The organism is Achromobacter sp. (assembly GCF_057314935.1).
In genome coordinates this window covers 52217-75351 of sequence record NZ_DBHKZA010000007.1, presented here as the reverse complement: position 1 = coordinate 75351, position 23135 = coordinate 52217, and the positions used below count along the sequence as shown (strand labels likewise).

Genomic DNA, 23135 nt, shown 5'->3' with positions numbered 1-23135 from the left:
GTGGCGGCCGCGTCCAATCAAGACCTACTGAGAAGGCCCTCGGAGAAAATGCGCCTGTTACTTCTGGAAGACGAGGCCAAGACGGCCTCGTATATCAAACGGGGCCTGACCGGCCTGGGCTACACCGTGGATGTGGCCGACGACGGCACCGAGGGCCTGTTCCTGGCGCTCGAGCAGGACTACGACGGCATCATCCTGGACGTCATGCTCCCTGGCCACGATGGCTACACCGTCCTGGAGCTGCTGCGCGCGCGCAAGAAGACGCCCGTGCTCATGCTGTCGGCGCGGGGCTCGGTCGACGAGCGCGTCAAAGGGCTGCGCAAGGGCGCCGACGACTATCTCCCCAAGCCTTTCTCGTTCACCGAACTGGTCGCACGCATCCAGGCGCTGCTGCGCCGGGGCGCGGGAGCGGGCGGCGAATCCACCTTGCTTCAAGTCGCCGACCTGCAGGTCGACATGATGGCGCGCCGGGCGATGCGCGGCGGCCAGCGGCTGGACCTGACGGCCAAGGAGTTCGCGCTGCTCAGCCTGCTGGCCCGGCATGAAGGCGAGATCCTGTCCAAGCTGATGATCGCGGAACAGGTCTGGGACATGAATTTCGACAGTGACGCCAATGTGGTGGAGGTGGCCATGCGGCGGTTGCGGGTCAAGGTCGACGCGCCTTACGACAACAAGCTGCTGCATACGGTGCGGGGCATGGGCTATCTGCTGGAAAGCCGCGACCTGCCCGGCGCGGCGCAACCGGTCGACTGAACGATGAGAGCGTCCATCTCAACGCGCCTGGCGTTGATGTTCGGCTTGTCCGTGGCGCTGATCGTATCGGTCTGCGCGGTGCTGCTGCACGGGTCGCTGAAGGCGTCGTTGCAGCAGCAGATGCGCAACGAGCTGGAATTGCGGCACTCGCTGCTGGATCCGTTGCTGATGTCGCGCGATTCCAAGGAATCCTGGGCGAAAGCGATCAACAAGCTCAACGCGCTGGCGCCGGACGACGGTCCCGACGCGCAGCACTGGGTGGCCAGCGACGACCCTTTTTACCGTTACGGCGTGGACGCGCCGCAGGGCGTCGATTGGCGGGCCGTGCCGGACGGCTATTCGACGCTGCCGCTTGAGCGCGGCTGTTGTCCGCTGAATGTCTTCATCACGACGCTGGCGCCTTTCGGCAGCCGTCCCGAGGTCCGTTTCATTGTCGCGCTGGATTCCACGCCCTACATGAAGACGTTGGGCGACTTCACCAGCACGCTGGTCGGCATGTCGATCGCCGGCACCTTGCTGGTCGCGCTGTTGGGCTATTTCATCGCCCGCCTGGGCCTGTTTCCGGTCAGGCGCCTGAGCGCGCAGGCTCACGGCCTGGCGCCGGGAAACTCCGGCCAGCGTTTGCGCACCCGGCATCTGCCCGCGGAAATCAAGGACATGGCCGTGTCGTTCAACGGCGTGCTGGAGCGGCAAGAAGTGGCGTGGCGCCAGCTTGAGAGCTTCAACGCCGATGTGGCCCACGAACTGCGCACGCCGCTGACCAACCTGGTGGGGCAGACCCAGCTGGGCCTGGCGGTGGGCAAGGACGTGCACGAGTTCAAGGAGCTGCTCCAGTCCAACCTGGAGGAGCTTGAGCGGATGACGTCGATCATCAACGACATGCTGTTTCTGTCGCACGCGCAGGTCGGCCGGATGGCGATGGACCTGAGCGACGTGTCGTTGCGCGAAGAGGCGGCCAAGACCACGGAATATGTCGAACCGCTGTTCGGGGACAAGGATCTGACCGTGACGCTCAACGGCGATGCGCGCGCGCTGATTGACCGCAGGCTGTTTCACCGGGCGCTGGCGAACCTGCTGGAAAACGCGGCGTTCTACGCCAAGCCGGGAACCGACGTCGCGGTCGCGATGCAAGAGCAGACCGGCATGGCGCAGGTGTGCGTCTCCAATGTGGGCGACCCCATCGACGCCCAATCGTTGCCGCGCCTGTTTGAACGCTTCTTCCGGGTGGAGTCCGCCCGCACGCAAAGCGACAAGCACCACGGCCTGGGCCTGTCCATCGTGAAGGCCATCGCGTCGATCCACCAGGGCGACGTGTTCGTGCGCAGCGAAAACGGGGTCAACACGTTCGGGTTCACCATGGCTTGCCGGCCAGCGCCGGGCGCGCAATAAGCGCCAGTCCGGGGCAGGGCCGCCGGACAGCGACTGGATATTCACCACTACGGGATCGCTTCGCGCGCGCGGGCATTTACCGCCTGATTCGTGTGCGGCGGGATGTCGGCTGCGCGTCAGGTGAACGTATCGGTTTGAGATTCGATGTAAGAATTTGTAGGTTATTATCGCGCGGCTTGCGTGATTTGAATGAAAGCCGCATCAGGCATACGCCTGGGTTAATAACAGTCAGATTCAAAATCCGGTATGAAAACGAGAAACAAGAAAGCACCGCATTACGCCACGCAATATGGCGCTACGACCAGAAGTGAATTTACCGGGGTAATGACGCGCCGCCCGCTGGCGGTTGCGATTTCCCGAAGTTTCGTCCCGGCATGGGCGATCGGCGGTGCGATGTTGCTGAGCTCGGCGATGGCGCATGGGACGGTGATTGGCGTCGGAGATATACACGAGCTGCCATTCACTCCCTTGGACAACGCGCCGGTTCACATGGCGGGCGGCACATTGGTGGCGCATATGGATGCCGCCCTTTCCCCGCTGCAAAAACTGGTATTCGAGGAGAATACAGGCAGCGTCGTGATGGTAAACCAATTTTCCACATTGACGATCGGCGGCGGCGTGGATTTGCGAGGCATTGCGCATTTCGGCGAAATTGGTAGCCTGGGTGTTATCCAGTTGACGGACGGAGGCCCGATTACGGTCGGCGCGGAAGGCGGATTCACGGTAATGGGTGGCACGCTTAGAAATGCGGCAGGAAGCGACGCACTGAGCGGGCTTACCCGCCAAGTTGCTTCGACCTACGTCCACCAAGGCGGCACGCTGGACTTTCAAGGCGGCACCGCGCACATCAAGAATCTGCAAGGCAATGGCACCGTCAATGCCGGTTTCGGTTCGCCGGAAGCGCTGGTTGTGGAACAGGGCAACTTCTCCGGTGCGATACTCGGTGGGGCAAAGTTCAAGAAAGTCTCCTCGGGCACGTTTGAATATCATCACGACCAAGGCTTGAGCGGTGTGATCGAGGTGGCGCAAGGCACTCTGCTGGCTGGCGGAACCGGAAGCTATGGCACCGCTGGCAAGAGCATCCTCAATAACGGCTCGCTCGTGTTCAAGTGGTTCGCGGGCGGTGTCTCGGGGGACATTTCGGGGTCCGGCAATGTGGATGCGACCGTGAATTCGCTGGTCGCGCTGACCGGAACGAACACCTATACCGGCACCACGAAGATCGACCACACCTCGCAGATCATTCTTGCCGACGCCGGTGCGCCGGCGGACTCGTCGAGCACGCTGGGGACCGGCGCGGTCTTGAATGACGGCAGGCTCAGCAATCAACGGGCCGGCCGCACGCTTATTGCCAATGGCATCTCGGGGAACGGCGCCGTATTTCACAGCAGTCCGGGCTGGTTGACGCTTTCGGGAGACAACACCTACAGCGGCGGGACAGAGATCACTAGCGGCGGTACGCTGGAAATCGGAACCGGCGGCTCGACGGGAAGCCTGGGAACGGGATATTTGGCCACCGCTGCGGGGAGCACGCTGATCTTCAACCGTGGCGACGATTTCTCCGTGGCCAACAACATGTCGTATTCGGAGTCGACCCTTATCAAAAAGGGCGCCGGCACGATGACCGTCACGGGCCCTACGGGCGGATTCAATGCGCTGGTGGACATCCAGAGCGGCACGATCCGGTATGTGAACGCGCCGGGCTCATCGATGATCCCCCCGGGAAACATCAATATTGCGCAGGGCGCGCAAGTGGTCTTTGACAACGCCGAGATCTTTCCTTCCGGCGAACGGTTTACAGGACAGGGGACGATCCGCAAGACCGGCGCGGCACGATTCCATTACTCGGGCGACAGCTCTGGATTTTCCGGCTCCACCATCATCGACGGGGGAGAACTCTATCTGGCGAATGGTTGGCTGGGCGGCACCGTTACCATCAACGCCGGCGGACGCTTGCAGGGCACGGGCCGAGTCGGGACGACGGACATCCTGGCCGGCGGCATGCTGGTCAGCTCAGGTTATTCCCGTTTGCGGATCAACGGCGACCTGTCTCTCAAGGACGGTTCCACGTTCCGCTATTACCTGGGCGATCCCGGGCCCGACGCGGCCAACGCCGGCACGACCGGTTCCACCCGGGTTGTCGGCAACCTGGACCTGAACGCCAAGCTGCAGATTCGCGACAATGCGCAGCCGACCATCGGCTACTACCGCTTATTCACCTACGGCGGCACGTTGAGCGGGAATGGGCTGACGCTGGACACGATCCCGGCAGACCACACGCGGGACCAGTTCTTGATCGATACCACGCGTGCCGGCTTCGTCGACCTGCGCGTGGCTCCCGCCACGACGCCTGATGCTTTGCTGGTCTGGACCGGTGGCTCAGGAACGTGGGGGGCAGGTGGCCTGCAGTGGGAGGCGGATGGCCAGCCGGGCTGGTCGGGTGCCTGGGGCCAGCAGCATGCTGTGTTCAAAGGCGCCGCCGGTCTGGTCTCGGTCTCCGGCATTCAGACATTCAAGGGCTTGCAGTTCGTGTCCGACGGCTGGCAGATCGGGCCTCTTGCCGGCACAGGCGGGGCCTTGCAGATGGCGGGTGACGGTAGTGAACTGCGCGTGCTGGCCGGCGTGACCGCCACGGTCGGCGCGCCGATTCAGGGCGCCAGCGTGTTGGACAAAACGGGCGGCGGCACCTTGGTGCTGGACGGCGTGAACGGCCACACCGGCGGCACCCGACTGTCCGAAGGCGTGCTCAGTGTGTCGCAGGACGCCAGCCTGGGCGATGGCGCAAGCGACTTGATGTTCAACGGCGGCACGCTGCGCGTAACGGGCCAGAGCTTCTCGCAGACAGCGCGCAATCTGCAGTGGAGCGCGCAGGGCGGGGCATTCGATATCGCGTCTGCCAGCAATCGCTTCACGGTGGGGCAGGCGCTGTCGGGTGCGGGCGATCTGGTCAAGCTGGGTGCCGGCACGCTGGTGCTGACGGGCACCAACGCCTACGGCAACACGCGCGTTGAAGCGGGTACGCTGGTGGGCAATACGGATTCGATCCGCGGCAATTTGCAGAACAACGGTTTCGTCGTGTTCGATCAGGCCTCTAGCGGAACGTTTGGCGGCGACATCTCGGGCTCGGGCGAAGCCACCAAGACTGGCGCAGGTGTCCTGACCTTGTCGGGCCGCAGCGTACAGAACTGGCGCGTGACGGCCGGTACGCTGGCCGCCTCGGGCGGCGCCCTGTCCGGCAATGTGGACGTGGGAGCGGCCGGAGCGTTGCATCTGGACGCCCCGCAATCGAGTACCTATTCGGGCGTCTTGTCCGGAACGGGCGGCTTGTCCAAGACCGGCGCAGGCATGCTGGCGTTGACCGGCGACAGCGCGGCTTTCGCCGGAACCACCCGCATCGATCAAGGCATCTTGTCGGTCGGCATCAATGGGCAGGGCAAGCTGGGCGGCCAGGTGACGGTGGCCCGCGACGCCGTGCTGCAAGGAACGGGCACCGTGGGCGGCACCACCGTGCAGGCGGGCGGCGTCATCGCGCCGGGGAACTCCATCGGCACGTTGCATGTGGCCGGCGACCTGACGCTGGAAGCCGGTTCGGTGTACCGGGTCGAGGCAGATCCGCAGTCCAATAACAGCGACCGCATCGCCGTCAGCGGCACCGCCAACCTGGGCGGTTCGGTGGTGCACGTCGGCCCGGACGGCAATCTGGCGGGCGAGCGCAGCTATACCATCCTGACCGCCAACCGGATCAACGGGGCATTCTCTTCCGCATCGTCCGAGTTCGCGTATCTGGACGCGAACCTGGGCTACGACGCCCAGGCCGTAACGCTGCGTCTGGACCGCAAGCGCGTGCCGGTGGACCCGTCCACGCCGTCCACGCCGGGCACTCGTCCGGTGCGTTTCGCCGACGCCGCAAGCACGTCGAACCAGCGCGCCACCGCGAATGCGCTGGACAGCCTGTCCGGTGCGAACCCGCTGTATCAGTACGTGCTGACCCTGCCGGAAGGCGTACCCGCCGGGGTGTTCGACAGCCTGTCCGGTGAAACGCATGCCAGCGTGACGTCCAGCCTGAACAATCTGAGCGGACTGTCGCGGAACTTGCCGTTCAAGAGCTTGCGCGCCAATCTGGATGCGGGCCTTGCGCCGGGCGCCACCACCGCGCAGGCAGCCGGCACGTCGCCCGCATCGGCACTGCCGGGGTCGGCGGCGCAACCCGCCTGGGCCGAGCTTGTCGGCACCTGGCAGACGCTGGATGGCAACGGCAACGCCTCGCGCGTGGATCAGCGTACCGGCGGCGTGTTCGTCGGCGCTGACCACGCGGTGGGCGGCGGTTGGCGCCTGGGCGGCGCGTTGGGTTACACCGACAGCCGCATCCGGGTCGACGCGAATTCGTCCAAGGCGGACGTCGATAGCTACAGCGCGACGGTCTATGGCGGTAAGGCGTTCCAGGCCGGGCCGGGCAAGATCAATCTGCTGGTTGGCGCGGGCTACACCTGGCACGACATTTCCACGACGCGCAACGTCGCGGTCGCAGGTCAGCAAGACAAGCTGACCGCCGACTATGGCGCCAGCACCGGCCAGCTCTTTACCGAACTGGGCTATGCGTGGCCGGTGGCCGAGCGGACGCAGCTGGAGCCCTTCGCGGGTGTGGCGTGGTCCGACACGCGTACCCGCGGCTTCCAGGAATCGGGCGGCGTGGCGGCGTTGAGCGGGGAAAGCAACCGCAATTCGCTGACCACGACCACGCTGGGCCTGCGCGGCAAGACGGCGTTTACCGCCGGCAAGACGGAAGGCGTGCTGCGTGCCGCCGCCGGTTGGCGCCATGCGTTCGGCGACGTCGAATCGCAAACGCGACTGGCCTTCAACGGCAGCCAGCCGTTCACGGTCTCGGGCGCACCGCTGGCGCGTGACGCGGCATTCACCGAACTGGGCGTGGATATCGCGGTGTCGCGTTCTGCCACGATCGGCATCAGCTATAGCGGCCAGTTCGGCGGCGGCAATCGCGAGAATGCGGGTACCGTGGGTGTAACGTGGCGGTACTGAGCGTGCGTAAGCAAGACCGTCACTGAGGCCGGGGCGCCGTGGGGGCCGAGAGGCTTTTGCGGCATGGCTCGGCGCAAGACCAGACGCCGCCTGCGGGCGGCGTCTGCCGTTTCAAGTGCCGCTTCAGACCGTCGGCAGCGTCTTCCCGACGCTTGCCGCCAGCATCTGCGCCGTGGCCGCCGACAGGGTCCATCCCAGGTGGCCGTGCCCCGTGTTGTAGAACACGCCAGGGCGCTTGCCGGGACCGACACGCGGCATCATGTTGGGCGTCATGGGGCGCAGGCCGCACCAGGGCACCACGCGCGACGTCCGGATGCCGGGGAAGTGCTTGCGCGTCCAATCGAACAGCGGCTGCACGCGTTCGGCGCGGATGTCCATGTTGAAGCCGTTGAACTCCGCCGTGCCCGCCACGCGGAAGCGGTCGCCCAGCCGGCTGGTGACGATCTTGGCGGCTTCGTCCAGCAGGCTGACGCTGGGCGCGGCCGCCTGGCTTTGCGCATCGTCCAGGTGCACGCTGATGGAATAGCCCTTGACGGGATAGATGTTGAGCGAGTCGCCCATCTGCCGCGCGAACTTGCGGCTGACCGCGCCTGCGCAGATGACGATGGCATCGGTTTCGTGCTGCTCGCGCACCGTGCCGCCTTCGCGCAGGACGTCCATCGCATAGGGACGGCCGTCGCGGCTGATCTGCTCGATGTCGGCGTCCTGCACGAACGTGACGCCAAGGCGTTCGCAGGCCCGCGCCAGGCCGCTGGTGAATTTGTGGATGTCGCCAGTGGCGTCCGACGGCGTGTAGAAGCCGCCGTAGCAATCCGTCTGCAGCGTGGGTTCGATGTTGCGGGCTTCGCTGCCCGACACGGCAAAGCGCTCCAGGCCGCCTGCCTGCAGCAGCGCATTCGAACGGCGGGCGGCGTCGAAGCTCGCCGCGTCGTGATAGATATGCAGGATGCCCCGGCGTTCCAGGTCGAAGTCGATGCCCTCGGCCTCGGCCATGTCGAACAGGTGCTGGCGCGCTTGGATCGCGAGCCGCGTGGTGGCGATGGTGTTTTCGCGGTAGTTCGGGATCTGCGCCATGAACTGCGCCAGCCACGAATACTTGTGCCAGCTGAACTTGGGGTTCAGCAATAGCGGCGCGTTCTTGCGCCACATCCAGCGCAGGCCCTTCAGAACGGTAGCGGTGCTGTTCCAGACCTCGGCGTTGCTGGCCGACAGCTGGCCGCCGTTGGCGTAGGACGTTTCCATGGCGGGATAGCGCTGGCGGTCGTAGACGGTGACCTGGTATCCCAGCTTGGACAAGGCGTAGGCGGACGTGACGCCGGTGATACCGGCGCCAATGATGGCGATGCGGGGCATGATGTCTCCAGATTGGGTGGCCGCGGCCCGAACTGGCCGCCGCACCCCATCTGTCTTGGTACCTGAGAGCTTCACCCGCTGCGCTGACGGCGGCGGGATCCCCTTCGGTGGGCGCGCACGGCGCCTCTCTCCAGATTGTCTAGACGCGCGCAGTCCTGTTGCCTGAGAGTTTCCGGGGCGGTTGCTCCGTCGGCGCCGGCCGCAAGGGCCAGTCTCTTCTGCGCGGTTTTGAATCGACGGGATAGAGAATAGCCAAGTTCTTGTCGGATGGGATTCAGGGTAAGTACTATGTCGGGCGATCGACACCGGCCGGAATTGAAGGAATAGGACCATGAGGATGCATGTTGAACGGGCCCGGCATATTGCCTTGTCGGGGCTGGCGGTTTTGGCGCTGGGCGCAGGCGCTCCGCAGGCGTTTGCCGCGCCGACGCCTGCCGTGGAACCGACCGAGGCCAGCCGTAGCATCGACGAAGCCGCGCAGGCCGTGATGCGGGAATACGGCGTGCCCGGCATGGCGATCGCCATTACCCGGGAAGGTCGGCAGCAGTTCTACAGCTATGGCGTGGCCTCGCGGCAGACCCAGGCCAAAGTCAGCCGCGACACCCTGTTCGAGGTGGGCTCGATCAGCAAGACCTACACCGCGACCTTGGCGGCCTATGCCGAAGTGCTGGGCAAGCTGTCGTTGAACGACAGCCCCGCACGCTTCCTGCCCGAATTGCAGGGGTCCGATTTCGCGAAGCTGACGCTCGTCCATCTGGGCACGCATACCGGCGGGGGGTTTCCGCTGCAGGTGCCCGACGCCGTGCGTAACGACGCGCAGCTGATGGACTACCTGAAGGCCTGGACGCCGAAATACCCGGCAGGCACGTACCGCACCTACGCCAATCCCAGCATCGGCATGCTGGGCGTGGTGGCCGCCAAGAGCCTGGGCGAGCCGTTCACGAAGGCGATGGAAAAAACGCTGTTTCCCAAGCTGGGGCTGACGCACACGTACATCGACGTGCCCGCCGCCGCGATGGCGGACTACGCGCAGGGCTACAACAAGCAGGATGCGCCGGTCCGCGTGAATCCCGGCGTGCTGGCGGCGGAGGCCTATGGCGTGAAGACCAGCGCGCGCGACCTCTTGCGTTTTGTCGAGGCCAACATGGATACAACGGGCGACGCGGCCATCCAGCGCGCCGTCGCGCGCACCCATGTGGGCTATTACCGGATCGGGGACATGACGCAGGACCTGGCGTGGGAACAACTGGCCTATCCCGTGGCGCTGGACGCGCTGCTGACGGCCAACGCGGGCACGCTCAACAGCCAGAGCCACCCGGCAGCCGCACTGAATCCGCCGCTTGCGCCGCAGGATGCCGTGTGGATCAACAAGACGGGATCGACCAACGGCTTCGGGGCCTATGTGGCGTTCGTGCCGGCCAGGAAGGCGGGCATCGTCATCCTGGCCAACAAGAACTACCCGAACGAGGCCCGTGTGCGGCTGGCCTACCGGATATGGGAGGCGCTCGCCCCCTGAGCGTCAGTTGCGGTGCGCAGGCGCGGCATGGGCGCCGCCCGCGCGCGGCAGCAGCCCCATGATTTGCAATCGCTGGCACAGCTGCGCCAGGCGCTCCAGTTTGTAGGCGTCCACGTCCATGCCGGCGTAGTCGTAAAAGCCCTGGCCGTCGCGCAGGCCGTTGCGGCCTTCCTCCATGTTGCGGGCGATGACCTCGGGCGAGGAGAAGCGGGGGCCGATGGCTTCGGACAGGTAGCGCGACGCGTAGTAAAGGATGTCGCCGCCGCCCCAATCGATGAATTCCAGCAGGCCCAGCACCGAAAAGCGCAGGCCGAAGCCCAGCCGTACGGCGGTATCGATGTCTTCGGCGCTGGCGACGCCTTCCTCCACCATGCGCGCGGCCTCGTTCATGGCGAGTGCCTGGATGCGCGGCACGATGTAGCCCGCGGCCGGCGCGCACTGCACCGGCACCTTGCCGGCCTGGCGCAACGCCTCCAGCAGCTCCTGGGCCGCGGCGTCGCGGGTCTGCGGCCCGCGGCTGACTTCCACCAGCGGAATCAGGGCGGCGGGATTCAACCAATGCGCATTCAGGAAGCGCTCGGGGTGCGGCACCAGTTCGGCCAGTTCGGTGACGAGGAAGGTGGACGTCGTGGACGCGATCACGCTGTCCGGCGCGCAGGCCTGGCCCAGCCACTGGAAGGCGTCGCGCTTGGCGTCCAGCCGTTCCGGCACGGCTTCGAACACGATGCGCGCGCCTCGCAGGTCGGCCACGGCGCCGTCGCGCCCGCACAGGCGCACCCTGCCGATGGCAGCGTCTGCCTGGCCGCCGTCCAGCAGGCCCAGCTGGCGGAACGTGGCGAGTTCGCGGCGCAGGTTGGCCAGCACGCGCGCATCGTGCGCGGCTTGCTCCGCCAGCGGCCTAGGTTTGATGTCGATCAGCGTCACGTCCCGGCCGGCCAGCAGGTAGGACAGGGTGATGCCTTCGCCCATGCGGCCGGCGCCGATCACGCAGATTCTGTCGGCCATGGTCAGCATCCTTGCGCCAGCAATTCGGCCATGCCGCGGCGCGACAGGGCGTCCAGTCCCAGGCCTTCCAGGGTGCGGCCTTCGGCGTACAGATCGCGTCCGGTGATGGCGCTGGCGACGCTCAGCAAGCCTTGCGCCACCGGGGTGGGGACATCTGCCCAACGGCCCGCCGACACCAGGAAAGACAGGCCCAGCCGCGTGTCTTCGAGCATATAGCGGTGGGAGTGCAGGTCGATGGTTTCGCGCCAGTCGCCGCTGTCGGTCAGTTTGCCGTGGGCGCCGCGGCCGTACATCCATTCGTCGCCTTCGGAGGCGTAGTGGTCGGCCAGCGGAAAGTGCGGCGCGGCATAGCCCAACGCTTCGCGGATGGCGATGCGTTCGGCGTCCAGCGCGTCAGTCACGCGGCGGATCGAGGCCTGCGTGCCTTCGTTGTGGATGTCCCACTTGTCGAAGTGTTCCAGCGGGCCGGCGTTCATCATGATGAGGGGCGGGTGGATGACGGGGCCGGCATTCATCAGCGCGCCGGACAGGCCGTCTTCGATGGGTTCGATGGCGGGGTAAGCCTGCCGCAGCAGCGCAAGGGCTTCAGCGGACAGGCGGCTGGGAAACACGCCGGTAGGCAGGCGCGTGGCGTAGCCGCTGATCACCACCTTGTTGCCGTGCTTGCGGGCCAGGTAGGGCAGGGTGCCGGTTTCCGCATAGGCGACGCGGGCGGGGTTGCCCGCAACTTTCTGGGCGTGGGCGAAGAGGTAGCTGCCGAACGTGCCCGGCGGCAGGAACACGACCTGCCCGTCTCGCAACAGCGGGCCAAGCGCTGGCGCCAGCGCGTCGTGCGTCGTGGCGGGCAGCGGGATGACCAGCAGTTGCGCATGGGCTACCGCGTCGTCCAGGGCCTCTGCCAGTTGCAGATGGCCGGGGCCCGCGCCCACCGGGACCTGGCGTGTGCCGCGGTAGTCGGTGACCGTCAGCGCACCCGCGTCCCGCAAGCCCTGGAACGCGCTGCTGTCGCGACGCCACCAGCGCACGTCATGCCCATTTTCCGCCAGTTCGGCCGCCGCTGCATAGCAGCCGTGGCCGCCGCCAATTACGCTGATTCGCATGATCAAGCTCCTTCGATAGAGGCTTGATCCTAGCGGCGGCGCGCGGCGCGGGCTGCGCAAAACGCGCAAGCGCCATTCCGATCCGGCAAGGGAATGGGCCGCGCTTATCCGCGATGCTGCCGCAAGGTGTCCGACGGCAGGCAGCCGTAGCGCTTGCGGTAGTGCGTGGCGAAATGGCCGAAGCTCGTCACGCCGTGACGCAGCAGGATGTCGGTCACGCTGTCGCCCGTGCGCGCGGATTCAAGCGCCGCATGCACCAGCGCCAGGCGCTGGTTGCGTACGTAGTCGCTGGGGCTTTGTTTGAGGAATTGCGTGAAGCCGTTCTGCAGCGTGCGGATCGACACGCCACAGTGAGCCGCCAGATCCGCCAGCGAGATGGTTTCGTCGACGTGGGTTTCGATGTATTCGCGCGCCCGGCGCACGTGCTGGGGCAAGGGCTGCCGGCGATCGACGCGCAGCAGGTCCGAGTAGTTGTGGGGCAGCTGGGTCAGCAGCAGGGCCAGCAGATAGTCGGAAAAGCCTGCCGCCAGAGTCTGCGTCACGCCGTCGATGGCGGGATGCTGGTACAGCCGGCACAGGTAGTCCAGCGTTTCGCGCACGGCGGCCAGGCCCGGCGCATCCGGATCCACTTCCAGGTCGAACACCAGCGCCTGCCGGATCGGCCGGTCCAGCAGACGTTGCAACTGGTATTCCAGCGCCTGCCGTTCCACGCGCAGGATCAGATTGCGGCAATCCCGCCCGATGCTGATGACGCTGGGCTCCGACGGGGACGAGATCGTGAGGCTGCCTTCGCGCATCAGGGCGCGGCGCTTGCCCAGCGTGACCAGGCCGGAGCCTTGCAGCGTGATGCGGATCAGGTAGTAGCTGGCGATGTCGCCGGCATCGATTTCGACTTCGGCGCCGTAGTGCAGGTCGAACAGCGCGGCGCTGCCGAAGAACACGCCGTACAGCCGTGACTGCAAGGGTTTCCCCTGGGCGACGCACATACGGTGCGACCACAGGTGCTGGCTGACCTGGTCCTTGATCTCGGTAGCGTTGCCCGAGTCCAGCAAGCAATGGCGGTTCAGCGGATAGGTGTCGTTGAACATGCTTTCCTGCGCGGTGGGAACAGTCGTTGCGTCCGGCGTATAGAGTCCGATTGCGCAAAGACCTACAACAGATGGACAAACGGGACGCAGCCCGATCCCGGCACACTCCAAGGGAAAAACATGACTGACGCCACCCGGCAGCAAGGGACAAGACGAAGCTACGCCTACGAGTGGTACGTCGTCGTGATATGCATGCTAGCGTACATATTTTCCTTCGTCGACAGACAGATCCTGGCGCTGATGATCGAACCGATCAAGCACGATCTGCAGCTGTCCGACACGCAATTCAGCCTGCTGCACGGCCTGGCGTTTTCCTTGTTCTACGCCTTCATGGGCATTCCGATCGCCTTGCTGGCCGACCGCTATTCGCGGCCGAAGATCATCGCGATCGGGGTGGCGTTCTGGAGCCTGGCCACGGCCGCCTGTGGGCTGTCGCGCAATTTCGCGCAGATGTTCCTGGCGCGCATCGGCGTGGGCGTGGGCGAAGCCGCCTTGTCGCCCGCCACCTATTCCATGCTTAGCGACATGTTCCCGCGTGAGAAGCTGGGGCGTGCGGTGGGCATCTATTCGATCGGGTCGTTCATCGGCGGCGGTATGGCCTTTCTGATTGGCGGCTATGTCATCGACCTGCTGAAAAGCGTGGACACGGTGGTGGTGCCGTGGATCGGCGCGATGCGGCCCTGGCAGGTCACGTTCTTCATCGTGGGCTTGCCCGGCCTGCTGGTGGCGTTGCTGATCCTGTTGACGGTGCGCGATCCCCAGCGGCTTGGCCTGCGCCGCAATGCCGCCGGCCAGGCGCAAAAGCCTACGTTGCGCGACACCGTCCGCTTCCTGGGCCGGCACCGGGGCACGTTCTTCTGCCATTATCTGGGCTTTTCGTTCTACGCCATGGTGCTGTTCGCGTTGCTGGGCTGGACGCCCGCGTTCTACATACGGAAGTTCGGCATGTCGCCGGTGGAAGTGGGCTACATGCTGGGCGTGGTGGTGCTGGTGGCCAATACGGCGGGCGTGTTCTGCGGCGGCTGGCTGATGGACCGGCTGGCCAAGCGCGGCTACAGCGACGCGCCCTTGCGCGCCGGCGTGATCGGGGCAGTCGGCATGGCCTTGCCGGCGGTGGCCTTCACGCAGGTGGACAGCCTGTGGCTGTCGGTGGGCCTGCTGCTGCCCGCGATGTTCTTCGCATCGTTCCCCATGCCCACGTCCACGGCGGCCATGCAGATCTTGCCGCCCAACCAGATCCGCGCCCAGGTGTCGGCCCTGTTCCTGCTGATTTCGAACCTGATCGGCCTGGGGCTGGGAACCACGGCGGTCGCCTTGCTGACCGACCGCCTGTTCAAGCAGCCGGCGGCGGTGGGGCAGTCGCTGTCCATCCTCGTCGGCGGCGCGACGGTGCTGTGCATCGTGCTGCTGGCAACCGGGTGTGCACGGTACCGGCGCAGCCTGGCGTTGGAGGACACCACGCAGGCGGCTCTGAGGCCCGCGCAGGCGGTGTCCTGAACGGGGACGGGAGCGGGGGCCAGGTTTGGAGCCGCGTGCGGCCTGTACAGGCGGCCGGTCTCGGCCTGTACAGTGAGGCCGGCGTGATGCGATTGTGTATTTGCAGGGCGCTGGTACACAGTCAAGAATGGCCCGTACCGATGCCGCATGCCGCGGCCGTCCCCTGAACAGGAACTCCCATGACGCTTGCCTCCGCAACCCCCACCCTGGCCGACCTGCGCGTGGATGGCGCGCGCTTATGGCAATCCTTGATGGACCTGGCCCGTATCGGCGGCACCGAGAAAGGCGGCGTGTGCCGGCTGGCGCTGACCGACCTGGACCGCCAGGGCCGGGACCTGTTCGTCAATTGGGCAATGGACGCCGGCTGCGAGGTGCGCGTCGACGCCATCGGCAACATCTTTGCGCGCCGGCCGGGGCGCGACAACCGCCTGCCCGCAGTCATGACGGGCAGCCATATCGATACCCAACCCACCGGCGGAAAATTCGACGGCAATTACGGCGTGCTGGCCGGCCTGGAGGTGTTGCGCACGCTCAACGAGGCCGGGGTGCAGACCGAGGCGCCGCTGGAACTGGCCGTATGGACCAATGAAGAGGGCTCGCGCTTCGTGCCGGTGATGATGGGCTCTGGCGTGTACGCGGGCGCCTTCACGCTGGAGCATGCGCTGTCGCAGCAGGACCGTGAGGGCGTCAGCGTGCGCCAGGCCTTGAGCGACATCGGCTACGGCGGCGACGCGGCCGTGCCGCCGGCGCAGCCGGACGGCGTGGGCGCGTACTTCGAGGCGCACATCGAGCAAGGCCCGGTGCTGGAAGCCGCCGATACCGTGATCGGCGTGGTGACGGCCGCGCTGGGCCAGCGCTGGTACGACGTGGTGCTGACGGGCGTGGAAGCGCACGCGGGGCCCACGCCCATGCCGCTGCGCCGCGACGCCTTGCTGGCGGCGTCCGACCTGGTGCTGGCCGTGAACCAGATCGCGCTGGCGCACGCGCCGGACGCGCGCGGGACCGTGGGCTGGATGGATGTGTTTCCGAATTCCCGCAACGTGATTCCCGGCCGCGTGCGCATGACGGTGGACTTGCGCGCGGCCGACGACGCCACGCTGGCCGCCATGGACGCCGCGCTGCGCGCTGCCGTGGATGCAGCGGCGACGGCCCGGGGCGTCGCCGCACAGGTGGAGCAAGTGGTGTACTTCCCGCCGCAGCCCTTCGCGCCCGCGCTGGTGCAGTCGGTGCGCGACGGCGCCAAGGCCTTGGCGATGTCCGCCATGGACGTGGTCAGCGGCGCCGGGCACGACGCTGTCTACCTGGCGCGCGTGGCCCCCGCTGCGATGATCTTCGTGCCCTGCAAGGATGGCATCAGCCACAACGAGATCGAGGACGCGCGCCCCGAGCACCTGGAGGCGGGATGCAATGTCCTGCTGCGCGCCATGCTGGCGCAAGCCGGCGTGGCGGCATGATCCGCTGACGCGCACGCCCGCACCACGGCGGCGCATGGTGCGCTGCCCTGGTGCCGCCGGCCACGGGACCGCGCCGTTCCTGACCGCATTTCCCGGGGCCTGCCCCGGGCGCTCCAATGCCCTGCACATGGCACAGAACTTGCTTATACAAATTCTGTGTACTAACTCTGTGCACGTGACTCTGGAGAACCACAATGCAGACACGGAGTATCCGCATCCAATCCCTGGCCGCCGCGCTTGCGCTGGCGGCAGCGGGCGCCGCCGCCTTCTCGCCGGTCACGGCGCACGCTGAAAAGGTGCTGCGCATCGGCATGACGGCGGGGGACATCCCGCGCACGCTGGGCCAGCCTGACCAGGGGTTCGAGGGCAACCGCTTCACCGGTATTCCGATGTACGACGGCCTGACCCAGTGGGACCTGTCCAAGCAGGATGGCCCCAGTGTGCTGATTCCCGGTCTGGCCCTGTCCTGGGACGTGGATGCCGCCGATAAGACCAAATGGGTGTTCAAGCTGCGCCCGGGCGTGAAGTTTCATGACGGGTCGGATTTCAATGCGGACGCGGTGGTATGGAACGTGGGCAAGGTGCTCGACAAGACCGCGCCGCAGTTCGACGCGAGCCAGGTGGGCGTGACGGCCTCGCGCATGCCGACGCTCGCGTCTGCCAGGAAAATCGATGACCTGACGGTGGAGTTGACGACCACGGAGCCCGATTCGTTCCTGCCGATCAACCTGACCAACCTGTACATGGCTTCGCCTGCGCAATGGCAGAAGAAGCTGGCGGCGGTTCCGGCGTCGGTGACGGACGCCGCCGAGCGTTCCCAGAAGGCCTGGGCCGCGTTTGCGGCCGATGCGGCAGGCACGGGCCCCTTCAAGATGGCCAAGTTCGTGCCGCGGGAAAGGCTGGAAGTCGTGAAGTACGACGGGTACTGGGACGAGAAGCGCCGGCCGAAGATCGACCGCGTGGTGATGCTGCCGCTGCCCGAAGCCAACTCGCGCACCGCGGCGCTGATGTCCGGCCAGGTTGATTGGATCGAGGCGCCGGCGCCCGATGCGTTCGAAGCGATCAAGGCCCGCGGCTTTGTCATCTATTCCAATGAACAGCCGCATGTGTGGCCGTGGCAGTTGTCGTTCAAGGAAGGGTCGCCGTGGCTGGACCAGCGTGTGCGCCAGGCCGCCAACCTGTGCGTGAACCGGGGCGAATTGAAGCAGCTGCTGGGAGGCATGATGGCCGAGCCCAAGGGCACCGTGCCGCCGGGGCACCCCTGGTGGGGCAACCCCAAGTTCGACATCAGGTACGACCCGGACGCCGCCCGCAAGCTGATGGCTGAAGCGGGGTATTCCAAGGCCAAGCCGGTAAAGGTCAAGGTGCAGACCTCGGCGTCGGGCTCGGGCCAGATGCAGCCGCTGCCGATGAACGAGTTCGTCCAGCAGAACCTGAAAGACTGCTACTTCGACGTGAGCTTCGACGTGGTGGAGTGGAACACGCTGTTCACCAACTGGCGCAAGGGCGCCAAGGACCCGTCGGCCAACGGCAGCGACGCCATCAACGTCAGCTTTGCGGCGATGGATCCGTTCTTCGCGATCGTGCGCTTCGTCAGCACCAAGACCTTCCCGCCCACGTCGAACAACTGGGGCTACTTCGGCAACGCCGAGATCGACGGCCTGATCAAGGATGCGCGCACGACCTTCACGCCAGCGGAACGCGACGCCGCGCTGGCCAAGCTGCATGCGCGCGTGGTCGAGGAGGCGCCGTTCGTCTGGATTGCGCACGACGTCGGCCCGCGGGCGATGTCGCCGAAGGTCAAGGGCGTGGTGCAGCCCAAGAGCTGGTTCATCGATATCGCCACGATGTCGATGGACTGACCCTGAACGCGGGCAGGGTGCCGCCCGGCGCGGCGTCCTGCCTGCATTAGCCGGTGACGCCTATGCTGTCTTACATTTTCCGGCGCGTGGTGTACGCCCTGCCCATCATGGTGGGGGTCGCGCTGCTCTGTTTCCTGTTGATCCACCTGGCGCCCGGCGATCCGCTGGTGTCCATCCTGCCGCCCGACGCGTCCGCCGACCTGCAACGGCAACTGATGCAGCTCTACGGCTTCGACCGCCCGCTCGTCGAGCAGTTCGCGGGCTGGCTGTGGCGCGCGCTGCATGGGGATCTGGGCACTTCGATCGCCACCGGCCGCCCCGTCGCCGCCGAAGTGCTGAACGCCGTGGGCAATACCTTGCGGCTGGCCTGCCTGGCGACGATGCTGGGCTTCGTCGTGGGGGCGTTCCTGGGTTTCGTGGGCGGCTATTACCGCAACTCGCCGATGGACCGCGTCGCCTCCTTCGTGTCCGTCGTCGGCGTCAGCGTGCCGCATTATTGGCTGGGGATGGTGCTGGTCATCGTGTTCTCGACCCAACTGATGTGGCTGCCGCCTACCGGTGCGGGACCGGGCGGTTCAGGGGAATGGGCCGCCGACTGGGCGCATTTCCGCCACATGATCCTGCCCGCCGTGACCATGTCGGTGATCCCGATGGGCATCATCGCCCGCACGGTGCGTGCGCTGGTGGCCGAAACGCTGTCGCAGGAATTCGTGGTGGGGCTGCGCGCGCGCGGGCTGACCGACCTGGGCGTCTTCCTGCACGTGGCCAAGAACTGTGCGCCCACGGCGCTGGCCGTGATGGGCCTGCAGCTGGGCTACCTGCTGGGCGGCTCCATCCTGATCGAAACCGTCTTTTCCTGGCCGGGCACGGGCTTTCTGCTCAACGCCGCCATCTTCCAGCGCGACCTGCCGCTGCTGCAGGGCACGATCCTGGTGCTGGCGCTGTTCTTCGTGGTCTTGAACCTGGCCGTCGACATCCTGCAAGGCCTGTTCGACCCGCGTATCGAAAGGAGCTGATCGCATGACCGATTCCGTTGCAAGCCTGGCGGCCGCCCCGGCCGTGGCGCCGGTGGCGCGGTCGCCCGGCTACTGGTCCAACGTGCTGCGCCGCCTGCGGCGCGATCCGGTGGCGCTGGCCGCCGGCGCCGTCATTCTGGCGCTGATCGTCATGGCGATCCTGGCGCCCTGGATCTCGCCGGCCGATCCGTTCCAGGCGTCGATGCTCAAGCGCCTGCGGCCCATCGGCACCGAAGGCTATCCGCTGGGCGCCGACGAGCTGGGGCGCGACATGCTGTCGCGTCTGATGCTGGGCGCGCGCCTGTCGCTGTTCATGGGCATCGTCCCGGTGATCGCGGCCTTCGTGGTGGGCAGCGCCATCGGCATCCTGGCGGGCTACGCGGGCGGCTGGACCAGCACGCTGATCATGCGGGTGGTGGACGTGTTCTATGCGTTCCCGTCCGTGCTGCTGGCGATCGCCTTGTCCGGCACGCTGGGGGCGGGCATCTTCAACGCCATCGTGTCGCTGACCGTCGTCTTCATCCCGCAGGTCGTGCGCGTGGCCGAAAGCGTCACGGCGCAGGTGCGGCGCAGCGACTACGTCGACGCGGCGCGGGCGTCGGGCGCCTCGCCGTTCACGATCGTGCGGGCGCACGTGCTGTCCAACGTGCTGGGTCCGATCTTCGTGTATGCCACGAGCCTGATCTCGGTGTCCATGATCCTGGCCTCCGGCCTGTCGTTCCTGGGCCTGGGCGTGCGGCCGCCGGAACCCGAGTGGGGGCTGATGCTCAACACGCTGCGTACCGCCATCTATACCCAGCCCTGGGTGGCGGCGTTGCCCGGCGTGATGATCTTCATCACGTCCATGTCATTCAACCTGCTGTCCGACGGGCTGCGGTCCGCCATGGAGGTCAAGGAATGAGCGCGTTGATCGAAACCGCACGCGCCGCCCACGGCGATGTGGGCGGCCCGGCCCAGCCGCTGCTGAGCGTGCGCGGGCTGGTGAAGCACTTTCCGCTGAAGCGGGATCCGCTGTCGCGCAAGCGGGGCGGCAACGCCGTGCGCGCGGTGGACGGCGTCGACTTCGACGTGAAGAAGGGCGAGACCCTGGGCGTGGTGGGCGAGTCGGGCTGCGGCAAGTCCACCACCGCGCGGCTCGTGATGCAGCTGATTGCCCAGGACCGCGGCGAACTGGTCTTCGACGGCATGGCGGTCGGTTCGCGCGCGCTGACGCTGCGCGAATTCCGCCGCCAGACGCAGATGGTGTTCCAGGACAGCTATTCGTCGTTGAATCCGCGCATGACCATCGAAGATTCGGTCGCCTTCGGCCCGCTGGTGCACGGCACGGCCAGGAACGAGGCCATTGCGGTGGCGCGCGGATTGCTGGGGCGAGTGGGGCTGGACCCGCAGCGTTTCGCTGGCCGCTATCCGCATGAATTGTCCGGCGGCCAGCGCCAGCGGGTGAACATCGCGCGGGCGCTGGCGCTCCATCCGCGCCTCGTCATCCTGGATGAAGCGGTCTCGGCGCTGGACAAGTCGGTCGAGGCGCAGGTGCTGAACCTGCTGCTGGATCTTAAGGACGATTTCGGGCTGACGTACATGTTCATCAGCCACGACCTGAACGTGGTGCGGTACATCTCTGACCGGGTGATGGTCATGTACCTGGGCGAAGTCGTCGAACTTGGCCCGGTGGAGCAGGTGTTCGACGCGCCGCGCCACCCGTATACGCAAGCCTTGCTGCGGTCGATGCCGTCGATGGAGCCAGGTCAGCGCACCGAATCCGCGCCCTTGTCCGGCGACCCGCCCAACCCCATCGATCCGCCTTCGGGTTGCCGCTTCCATACGCGTTGCGCCCAGGCGCGCGCGGTCTGTGCGCGGCAGGCGCCTGACATGACTCGGCAGGGTGACGGCCATGCCGTGCGCTGCCTGATTTATCAACCCGATTCCGGCTACGCCGATTCAGGAGCGTTGGCATGACGTCCGCCCCGCAACCGCTTGTCAGTATCCGCAACCTGGAAGTCGCGTTCCAGGCCGGCGCGAAGACCGTGCATGCGCTCAATGGCGTGAACCTGGAAGTCGGGCGCGGCGAGGCCGTGGCCCTGATCGGCGAATCGGGCTCGGGCAAAAGCGTGACGCTGCGCGCGCTGATGCGCCTGCATCCGCCGCGCCGCACGCGCATCCGCGGCCAGATGCACGTGGACGGGCGAGACGTGCTGGCGATGAGCCCGCGCGAACTGGCGGCCATGCGCGGGCCGGTGGTGTCCATGGTGTTCCAGGAGCCGTTGCTGGCGCTGGATCCGGTCTACACCGTGGGTCGTCAAATTGAAGAGATGGTGCGCCGGCATACGGGCAAGACCGCCGCCGAAGCGCGTGCGCAGGCCTTGTCGTTGTTCGAACGGGTACGCATTCCCAGCCCGGAGCGCCGCCTGCAGGCCTTTCCGCACGAGATGTCCGGCGGCATGCGCCAACGCGCCATGATCGCGCTGGCCTTGTCGTGCAATCCCAAGGTGCTGCTGGCCGATGAGCCCACGACCGCGCTGGACGCCACCGTCCAGATCCAGATCCTGCTGCTGTTGCGCGAATTGCAGCGCGAACTGGGCCTGTCCATCGTCTTCGTGACCCATGATATCGGCGCGGCCGCCGAGATCGCCGACCGCGTCGCCGTCATGTATGGCGGCCGGATCGTCGAGCAAGGCACCGTCGCCGACCTGTTGCGCGCGCCGCGCCATCCCTACACGCTCGCCTTGTTGAAGGGCAGGGCGCACGGCGCGATGCGAAAAGGGCAACGGCTTGAAACCATTCCGGGCTCCCCGCCTGATTTGGCCGCCTTGCCGCCCGGCTGTTCGTTCGCGCCGCGTTGCAGCTTGGCGCAGCCCCGCTGCCAGGCGGCGGTGCCCAATATCGCGCCTGTGGCGCCGGGGCACGAGGTACGGTGCATCCGAGTGGAAGAGACGCAATAGCCGGGCCAAACTTGTTTCAACGTATCACCGCCGCAATCTGTCCCTGATTTGGGTTTTCATTCTTGGCCGATAATGCTTGCTGTTGCTCCCAGCCGGACCCCTTATGCCCTGCGTTACCCGTCGTGTTGCTTTGCCTCTGTTCGCCATCCTGTCGGCCGTGTTGGCGGGATGCACCTCCCCTAAACCGGCCTACGAACGCGAGGATTTCACCCAGAACGACGTGTTTTCCCGCACGTTCCCCACCGCCAGCACCACCGCGTGCGACGCGGGCCGGCGCGCCTTGCTGAGCCAGGGCTACAACATCGACCGGTTCGATCCTTCGCGAGTGTCGGGGCACAAGAATTTCCAGGGCGAAGACGGGCTGCATACCCAGATCAATTTCAATATCGACTGCGCCTCGGACGGCAGCGCCAACCAGCGCGCCACGGTATTCGCCAACGCCGTGCAGGACCGCTATTCCATCAAGCGCACCAGCAGTTCCGCCAGCGTAGGCGTGAGCGTGCTGGGACAGGTGTCGATGCCTTTCGGATCCAGCGACGATTCCCTGGTGAAGACGGCCAGCCAGACCGTGTCCCGGCCCAAGTTCTACGAAGGGTTCTTCCAGCTGCTGCAGCGCTTCCTGCCGGACGCCGAAGCCGCCGCCGCGCCGCATGTGCCGCCGCCCGCCCGCGCGCGCGCCAACCCGGGCAAGCCCCCGGCGGCGCCGGCGGATCCGGTGGTCGCCCCGGACGCGCCTGCCGACACCCTGAACCCGGCCCTCGCCAACGGCACCCCTGCGGCAGGCGACAAGATGGCGCCTGCGGCGGAACCGAATCACGCGGCAGCGCCGTCCGCGCCGGGTAATTCGGAAGCGGGTGCTGCCGCGCCCGCGACCGCCCCGGCCACCACACCCGCAGCCACGCCCGCCACCCCGTCAGCGGCCACCCCTGCCGTGCAAGCGCCGGCCCCTGCCACGACGCCTTCTGCCGCCCCGGCAACGCCCGCCGCAACGCCGGCCGCGCCCGCGTCCGGCAACTAAGGCGGCCCGCGTGTCGCGCCGGTTTGCCTTGGCGCAATCCGGCGCGGCCTTTCGGCGCTGCAGGCCGCACGCAAGCGGTGATAATGCCGGCCATGACATACCAACTAC

17 protein-coding genes and 1 riboswitch are annotated in these 23135 nt (G+C 66.6%); of the genes, 12 read left to right on the top strand and 5 right to left on the bottom strand.

Going from position 1 to position 23135, the window contains the following annotated elements; genetic code table 11:
* Positions 1-48 precede the first annotated feature (48 nt).
* On the top strand, positions 49-753 hold the full coding sequence (locus ACO6D5_RS04260) for a heavy metal response regulator transcription factor (protein WP_315845035.1): 705 nt from the start codon (positions 49-51) through the stop codon (positions 751-753).
* Positions 754-756: 3 nt separating this feature from the next.
* Positions 757-2142, top strand: a complete 1386-nt coding sequence (locus tag ACO6D5_RS04255) for a heavy metal sensor histidine kinase (RefSeq protein ID WP_315845036.1) — start codon at positions 757-759, stop codon at positions 2140-2142.
* Positions 2143-2376: 234 nt separating this feature from the next.
* Here ACO6D5_RS04255 and ACO6D5_RS04250 read toward each other — a convergent pair whose 3' ends face one another.
* The gene (locus tag ACO6D5_RS04250; RefSeq protein WP_485824691.1) at positions 2377-3171 is read right to left on the bottom strand and encodes a hypothetical protein; all 795 of its coding nucleotides are present in this window, start codon (positions 3169-3171) and stop codon (positions 2377-2379) included.
* On the opposite strand from ACO6D5_RS04250, the gene ACO6D5_RS04245 reads away from it, so the two are divergent.
* Positions 3154-7179 (top strand): autotransporter family protein, encoded by a 4026-nt coding sequence (locus tag ACO6D5_RS04245; RefSeq protein ID WP_485824707.1) that lies wholly within the window; start codon positions 3154-3156, stop codon positions 7177-7179. The two genes, ACO6D5_RS04250 and ACO6D5_RS04245, sit on opposite strands and share 18 nt — an antisense overlap.
* 123 nt (positions 7180-7302) lie before the next feature.
* On the opposite strand, the gene ACO6D5_RS04240 is transcribed toward ACO6D5_RS04245, so the two are convergent.
* Complete coding sequence (locus ACO6D5_RS04240) at positions 7303-8532, bottom strand: D-amino acid dehydrogenase (protein ID WP_485824690.1); 1230 nt, start codon at positions 8530-8532, stop codon at positions 7303-7305.
* Positions 8533-8672: 140 nt separating this feature from the next.
* Positions 8673-8763, bottom strand: a riboswitch (glycine riboswitch).
* Between the two features lie 106 nt (positions 8764-8869).
* Between ACO6D5_RS04240 and ampC the strand changes: the two genes are divergently transcribed.
* Positions 8870-10048: a class C beta-lactamase gene (gene ampC / locus ACO6D5_RS04235; protein WP_485824706.1), complete on the top strand. Its 1179-nt coding sequence runs from the start codon at positions 8870-8872 to the stop codon at positions 10046-10048.
* A 3-nt stretch (positions 10049-10051) separates the two neighbouring features.
* Here ampC and ACO6D5_RS04230 read toward each other — a convergent pair whose 3' ends face one another.
* The 3 genes from ACO6D5_RS04230 to ACO6D5_RS04220 all read right to left on the bottom strand — a co-directional run bounded on the left by ACO6D5_RS04230 (position 10052) and on the right by ACO6D5_RS04220 (position 13241).
* A complete protein-coding gene (locus ACO6D5_RS04230; RefSeq protein ID WP_485824689.1) occupies positions 10052-11053 on the bottom strand; it encodes a 3-hydroxybutyryl-CoA dehydrogenase in 1002 nt (333 codons plus the stop codon).
* 2 nt (positions 11054-11055) lie between these two features.
* Positions 11056-12153, bottom strand: coding sequence for an NAD/NADP octopine/nopaline dehydrogenase family protein (locus ACO6D5_RS04225; RefSeq protein WP_485824688.1), 1098 nt, complete (start codon positions 12151-12153; stop codon positions 11056-11058).
* A gap of 104 nt (positions 12154-12257) precedes the next feature.
* The gene (locus ACO6D5_RS04220; RefSeq protein WP_485824687.1) at positions 12258-13241 is read right to left on the bottom strand and encodes an AraC-like ligand-binding domain-containing protein; all 984 of its coding nucleotides are present in this window, start codon (positions 13239-13241) and stop codon (positions 12258-12260) included.
* 120 nt (positions 13242-13361) lie between these two features.
* On the opposite strand from ACO6D5_RS04220, the gene ACO6D5_RS04215 reads away from it, so the two are divergent.
* From ACO6D5_RS04215 to ACO6D5_RS04180, 8 genes are all read left to right on the top strand, one after another.
* Entirely contained in the window at positions 13362-14738 is a 1377-nt protein-coding gene (locus ACO6D5_RS04215) for a spinster family MFS transporter (protein ID WP_485824686.1), read from the top strand.
* A 179-nt stretch (positions 14739-14917) separates the two neighbouring features.
* Positions 14918-16192: a Zn-dependent hydrolase gene (locus tag ACO6D5_RS04210; protein WP_485824685.1), complete on the top strand. Its 1275-nt coding sequence runs from the start codon at positions 14918-14920 to the stop codon at positions 16190-16192.
* 194 nt (positions 16193-16386) lie between these two features.
* The gene (locus ACO6D5_RS04205; RefSeq protein WP_485824684.1) at positions 16387-18054 is read left to right on the top strand and encodes an ABC transporter substrate-binding protein; all 1668 of its coding nucleotides are present in this window, start codon (positions 16387-16389) and stop codon (positions 18052-18054) included.
* A 62-nt stretch (positions 18055-18116) separates the two neighbouring features.
* Positions 18117-19070, top strand: a complete 954-nt coding sequence (locus tag ACO6D5_RS04200; protein ID WP_485824683.1) for an ABC transporter permease — start codon at positions 18117-18119, stop codon at positions 19068-19070.
* Between the two features lie 4 nt (positions 19071-19074).
* A complete protein-coding gene (locus ACO6D5_RS04195; protein WP_485824682.1) occupies positions 19075-19971 on the top strand; it encodes an ABC transporter permease in 897 nt (298 codons plus the stop codon).
* Positions 19968-21026 carry an oligopeptide/dipeptide ABC transporter ATP-binding protein gene (locus tag ACO6D5_RS04190; RefSeq protein ID WP_315845047.1) on the top strand — a complete coding sequence of 353 codons (1059 nt, stop codon included), beginning with the start codon at positions 19968-19970 and terminating at the stop codon, positions 21024-21026. Before ACO6D5_RS04195 ends, ACO6D5_RS04190 begins: the two co-directional genes overlap by 4 nt.
* Positions 21023-22009 (top strand): oligopeptide/dipeptide ABC transporter ATP-binding protein, encoded by a 987-nt coding sequence (locus ACO6D5_RS04185; RefSeq protein WP_315845048.1) that lies wholly within the window; start codon positions 21023-21025, stop codon positions 22007-22009. Before ACO6D5_RS04190 ends, ACO6D5_RS04185 begins: the two co-directional genes overlap by 4 nt.
* A 130-nt stretch (positions 22010-22139) precedes the next feature.
* Positions 22140-23027: a DUF2242 domain-containing protein gene (locus ACO6D5_RS04180; RefSeq protein ID WP_485824681.1), complete on the top strand. Its 888-nt coding sequence runs from the start codon at positions 22140-22142 to the stop codon at positions 23025-23027.
* The last annotated feature ends 108 nt before the right edge of the window (positions 23028-23135 follow it).

Excerpts from the sequence above, each read along its gene's own strand:
- ACO6D5_RS04260 (WP_315845035.1), top strand. The coding sequence starts at position 49 with ATGCGCCTGTTACTTCTGGAAGACGAGGCCAAGACGGCCTCGTATATC.
- ACO6D5_RS04255 (WP_315845036.1), top strand. The coding sequence starts at position 757 with ATGAGAGCGTCCATCTCAACGCGCCTGGCGTTGATGTTCGGCTTGTCC.
- ACO6D5_RS04240 (WP_485824690.1), bottom strand. The coding sequence starts at position 8,532 with ATGCCCCGCATCGCCATCATTGGCGCCGGTATCACCGGCGTCACGTCC.
- ampC (WP_485824706.1), top strand. The coding sequence starts at position 8,870 with ATGCATGTTGAACGGGCCCGGCATATTGCCTTGTCGGGGCTGGCGGTT.
- ACO6D5_RS04230 (WP_485824689.1), bottom strand. The coding sequence starts at position 11,053 with ATGGCCGACAGAATCTGCGTGATCGGCGCCGGCCGCATGGGCGAAGGC.
- ACO6D5_RS04225 (WP_485824688.1), bottom strand. The coding sequence starts at position 12,153 with ATGCGAATCAGCGTAATTGGCGGCGGCCACGGCTGCTATGCAGCGGCG.
- ACO6D5_RS04220 (WP_485824687.1), bottom strand. The coding sequence starts at position 13,241 with ATGTTCAACGACACCTATCCGCTGAACCGCCATTGCTTGCTGGACTCG.
- ACO6D5_RS04215 (WP_485824686.1), top strand. The coding sequence starts at position 13,362 with ATGACTGACGCCACCCGGCAGCAAGGGACAAGACGAAGCTACGCCTAC.
- ACO6D5_RS04210 (WP_485824685.1), top strand. The coding sequence starts at position 14,918 with ATGACGCTTGCCTCCGCAACCCCCACCCTGGCCGACCTGCGCGTGGAT.
- ACO6D5_RS04205 (WP_485824684.1), top strand. The coding sequence starts at position 16,387 with ATGCAGACACGGAGTATCCGCATCCAATCCCTGGCCGCCGCGCTTGCG.
- ACO6D5_RS04200 (WP_485824683.1), top strand. The coding sequence starts at position 18,117 with ATGCTGTCTTACATTTTCCGGCGCGTGGTGTACGCCCTGCCCATCATG.
- ACO6D5_RS04195 (WP_485824682.1), top strand. The coding sequence starts at position 19,075 with ATGACCGATTCCGTTGCAAGCCTGGCGGCCGCCCCGGCCGTGGCGCCG.
- ACO6D5_RS04190 (WP_315845047.1), top strand. The coding sequence starts at position 19,968 with ATGAGCGCGTTGATCGAAACCGCACGCGCCGCCCACGGCGATGTGGGC.
- ACO6D5_RS04185 (WP_315845048.1), top strand. The coding sequence starts at position 21,023 with ATGACGTCCGCCCCGCAACCGCTTGTCAGTATCCGCAACCTGGAAGTC.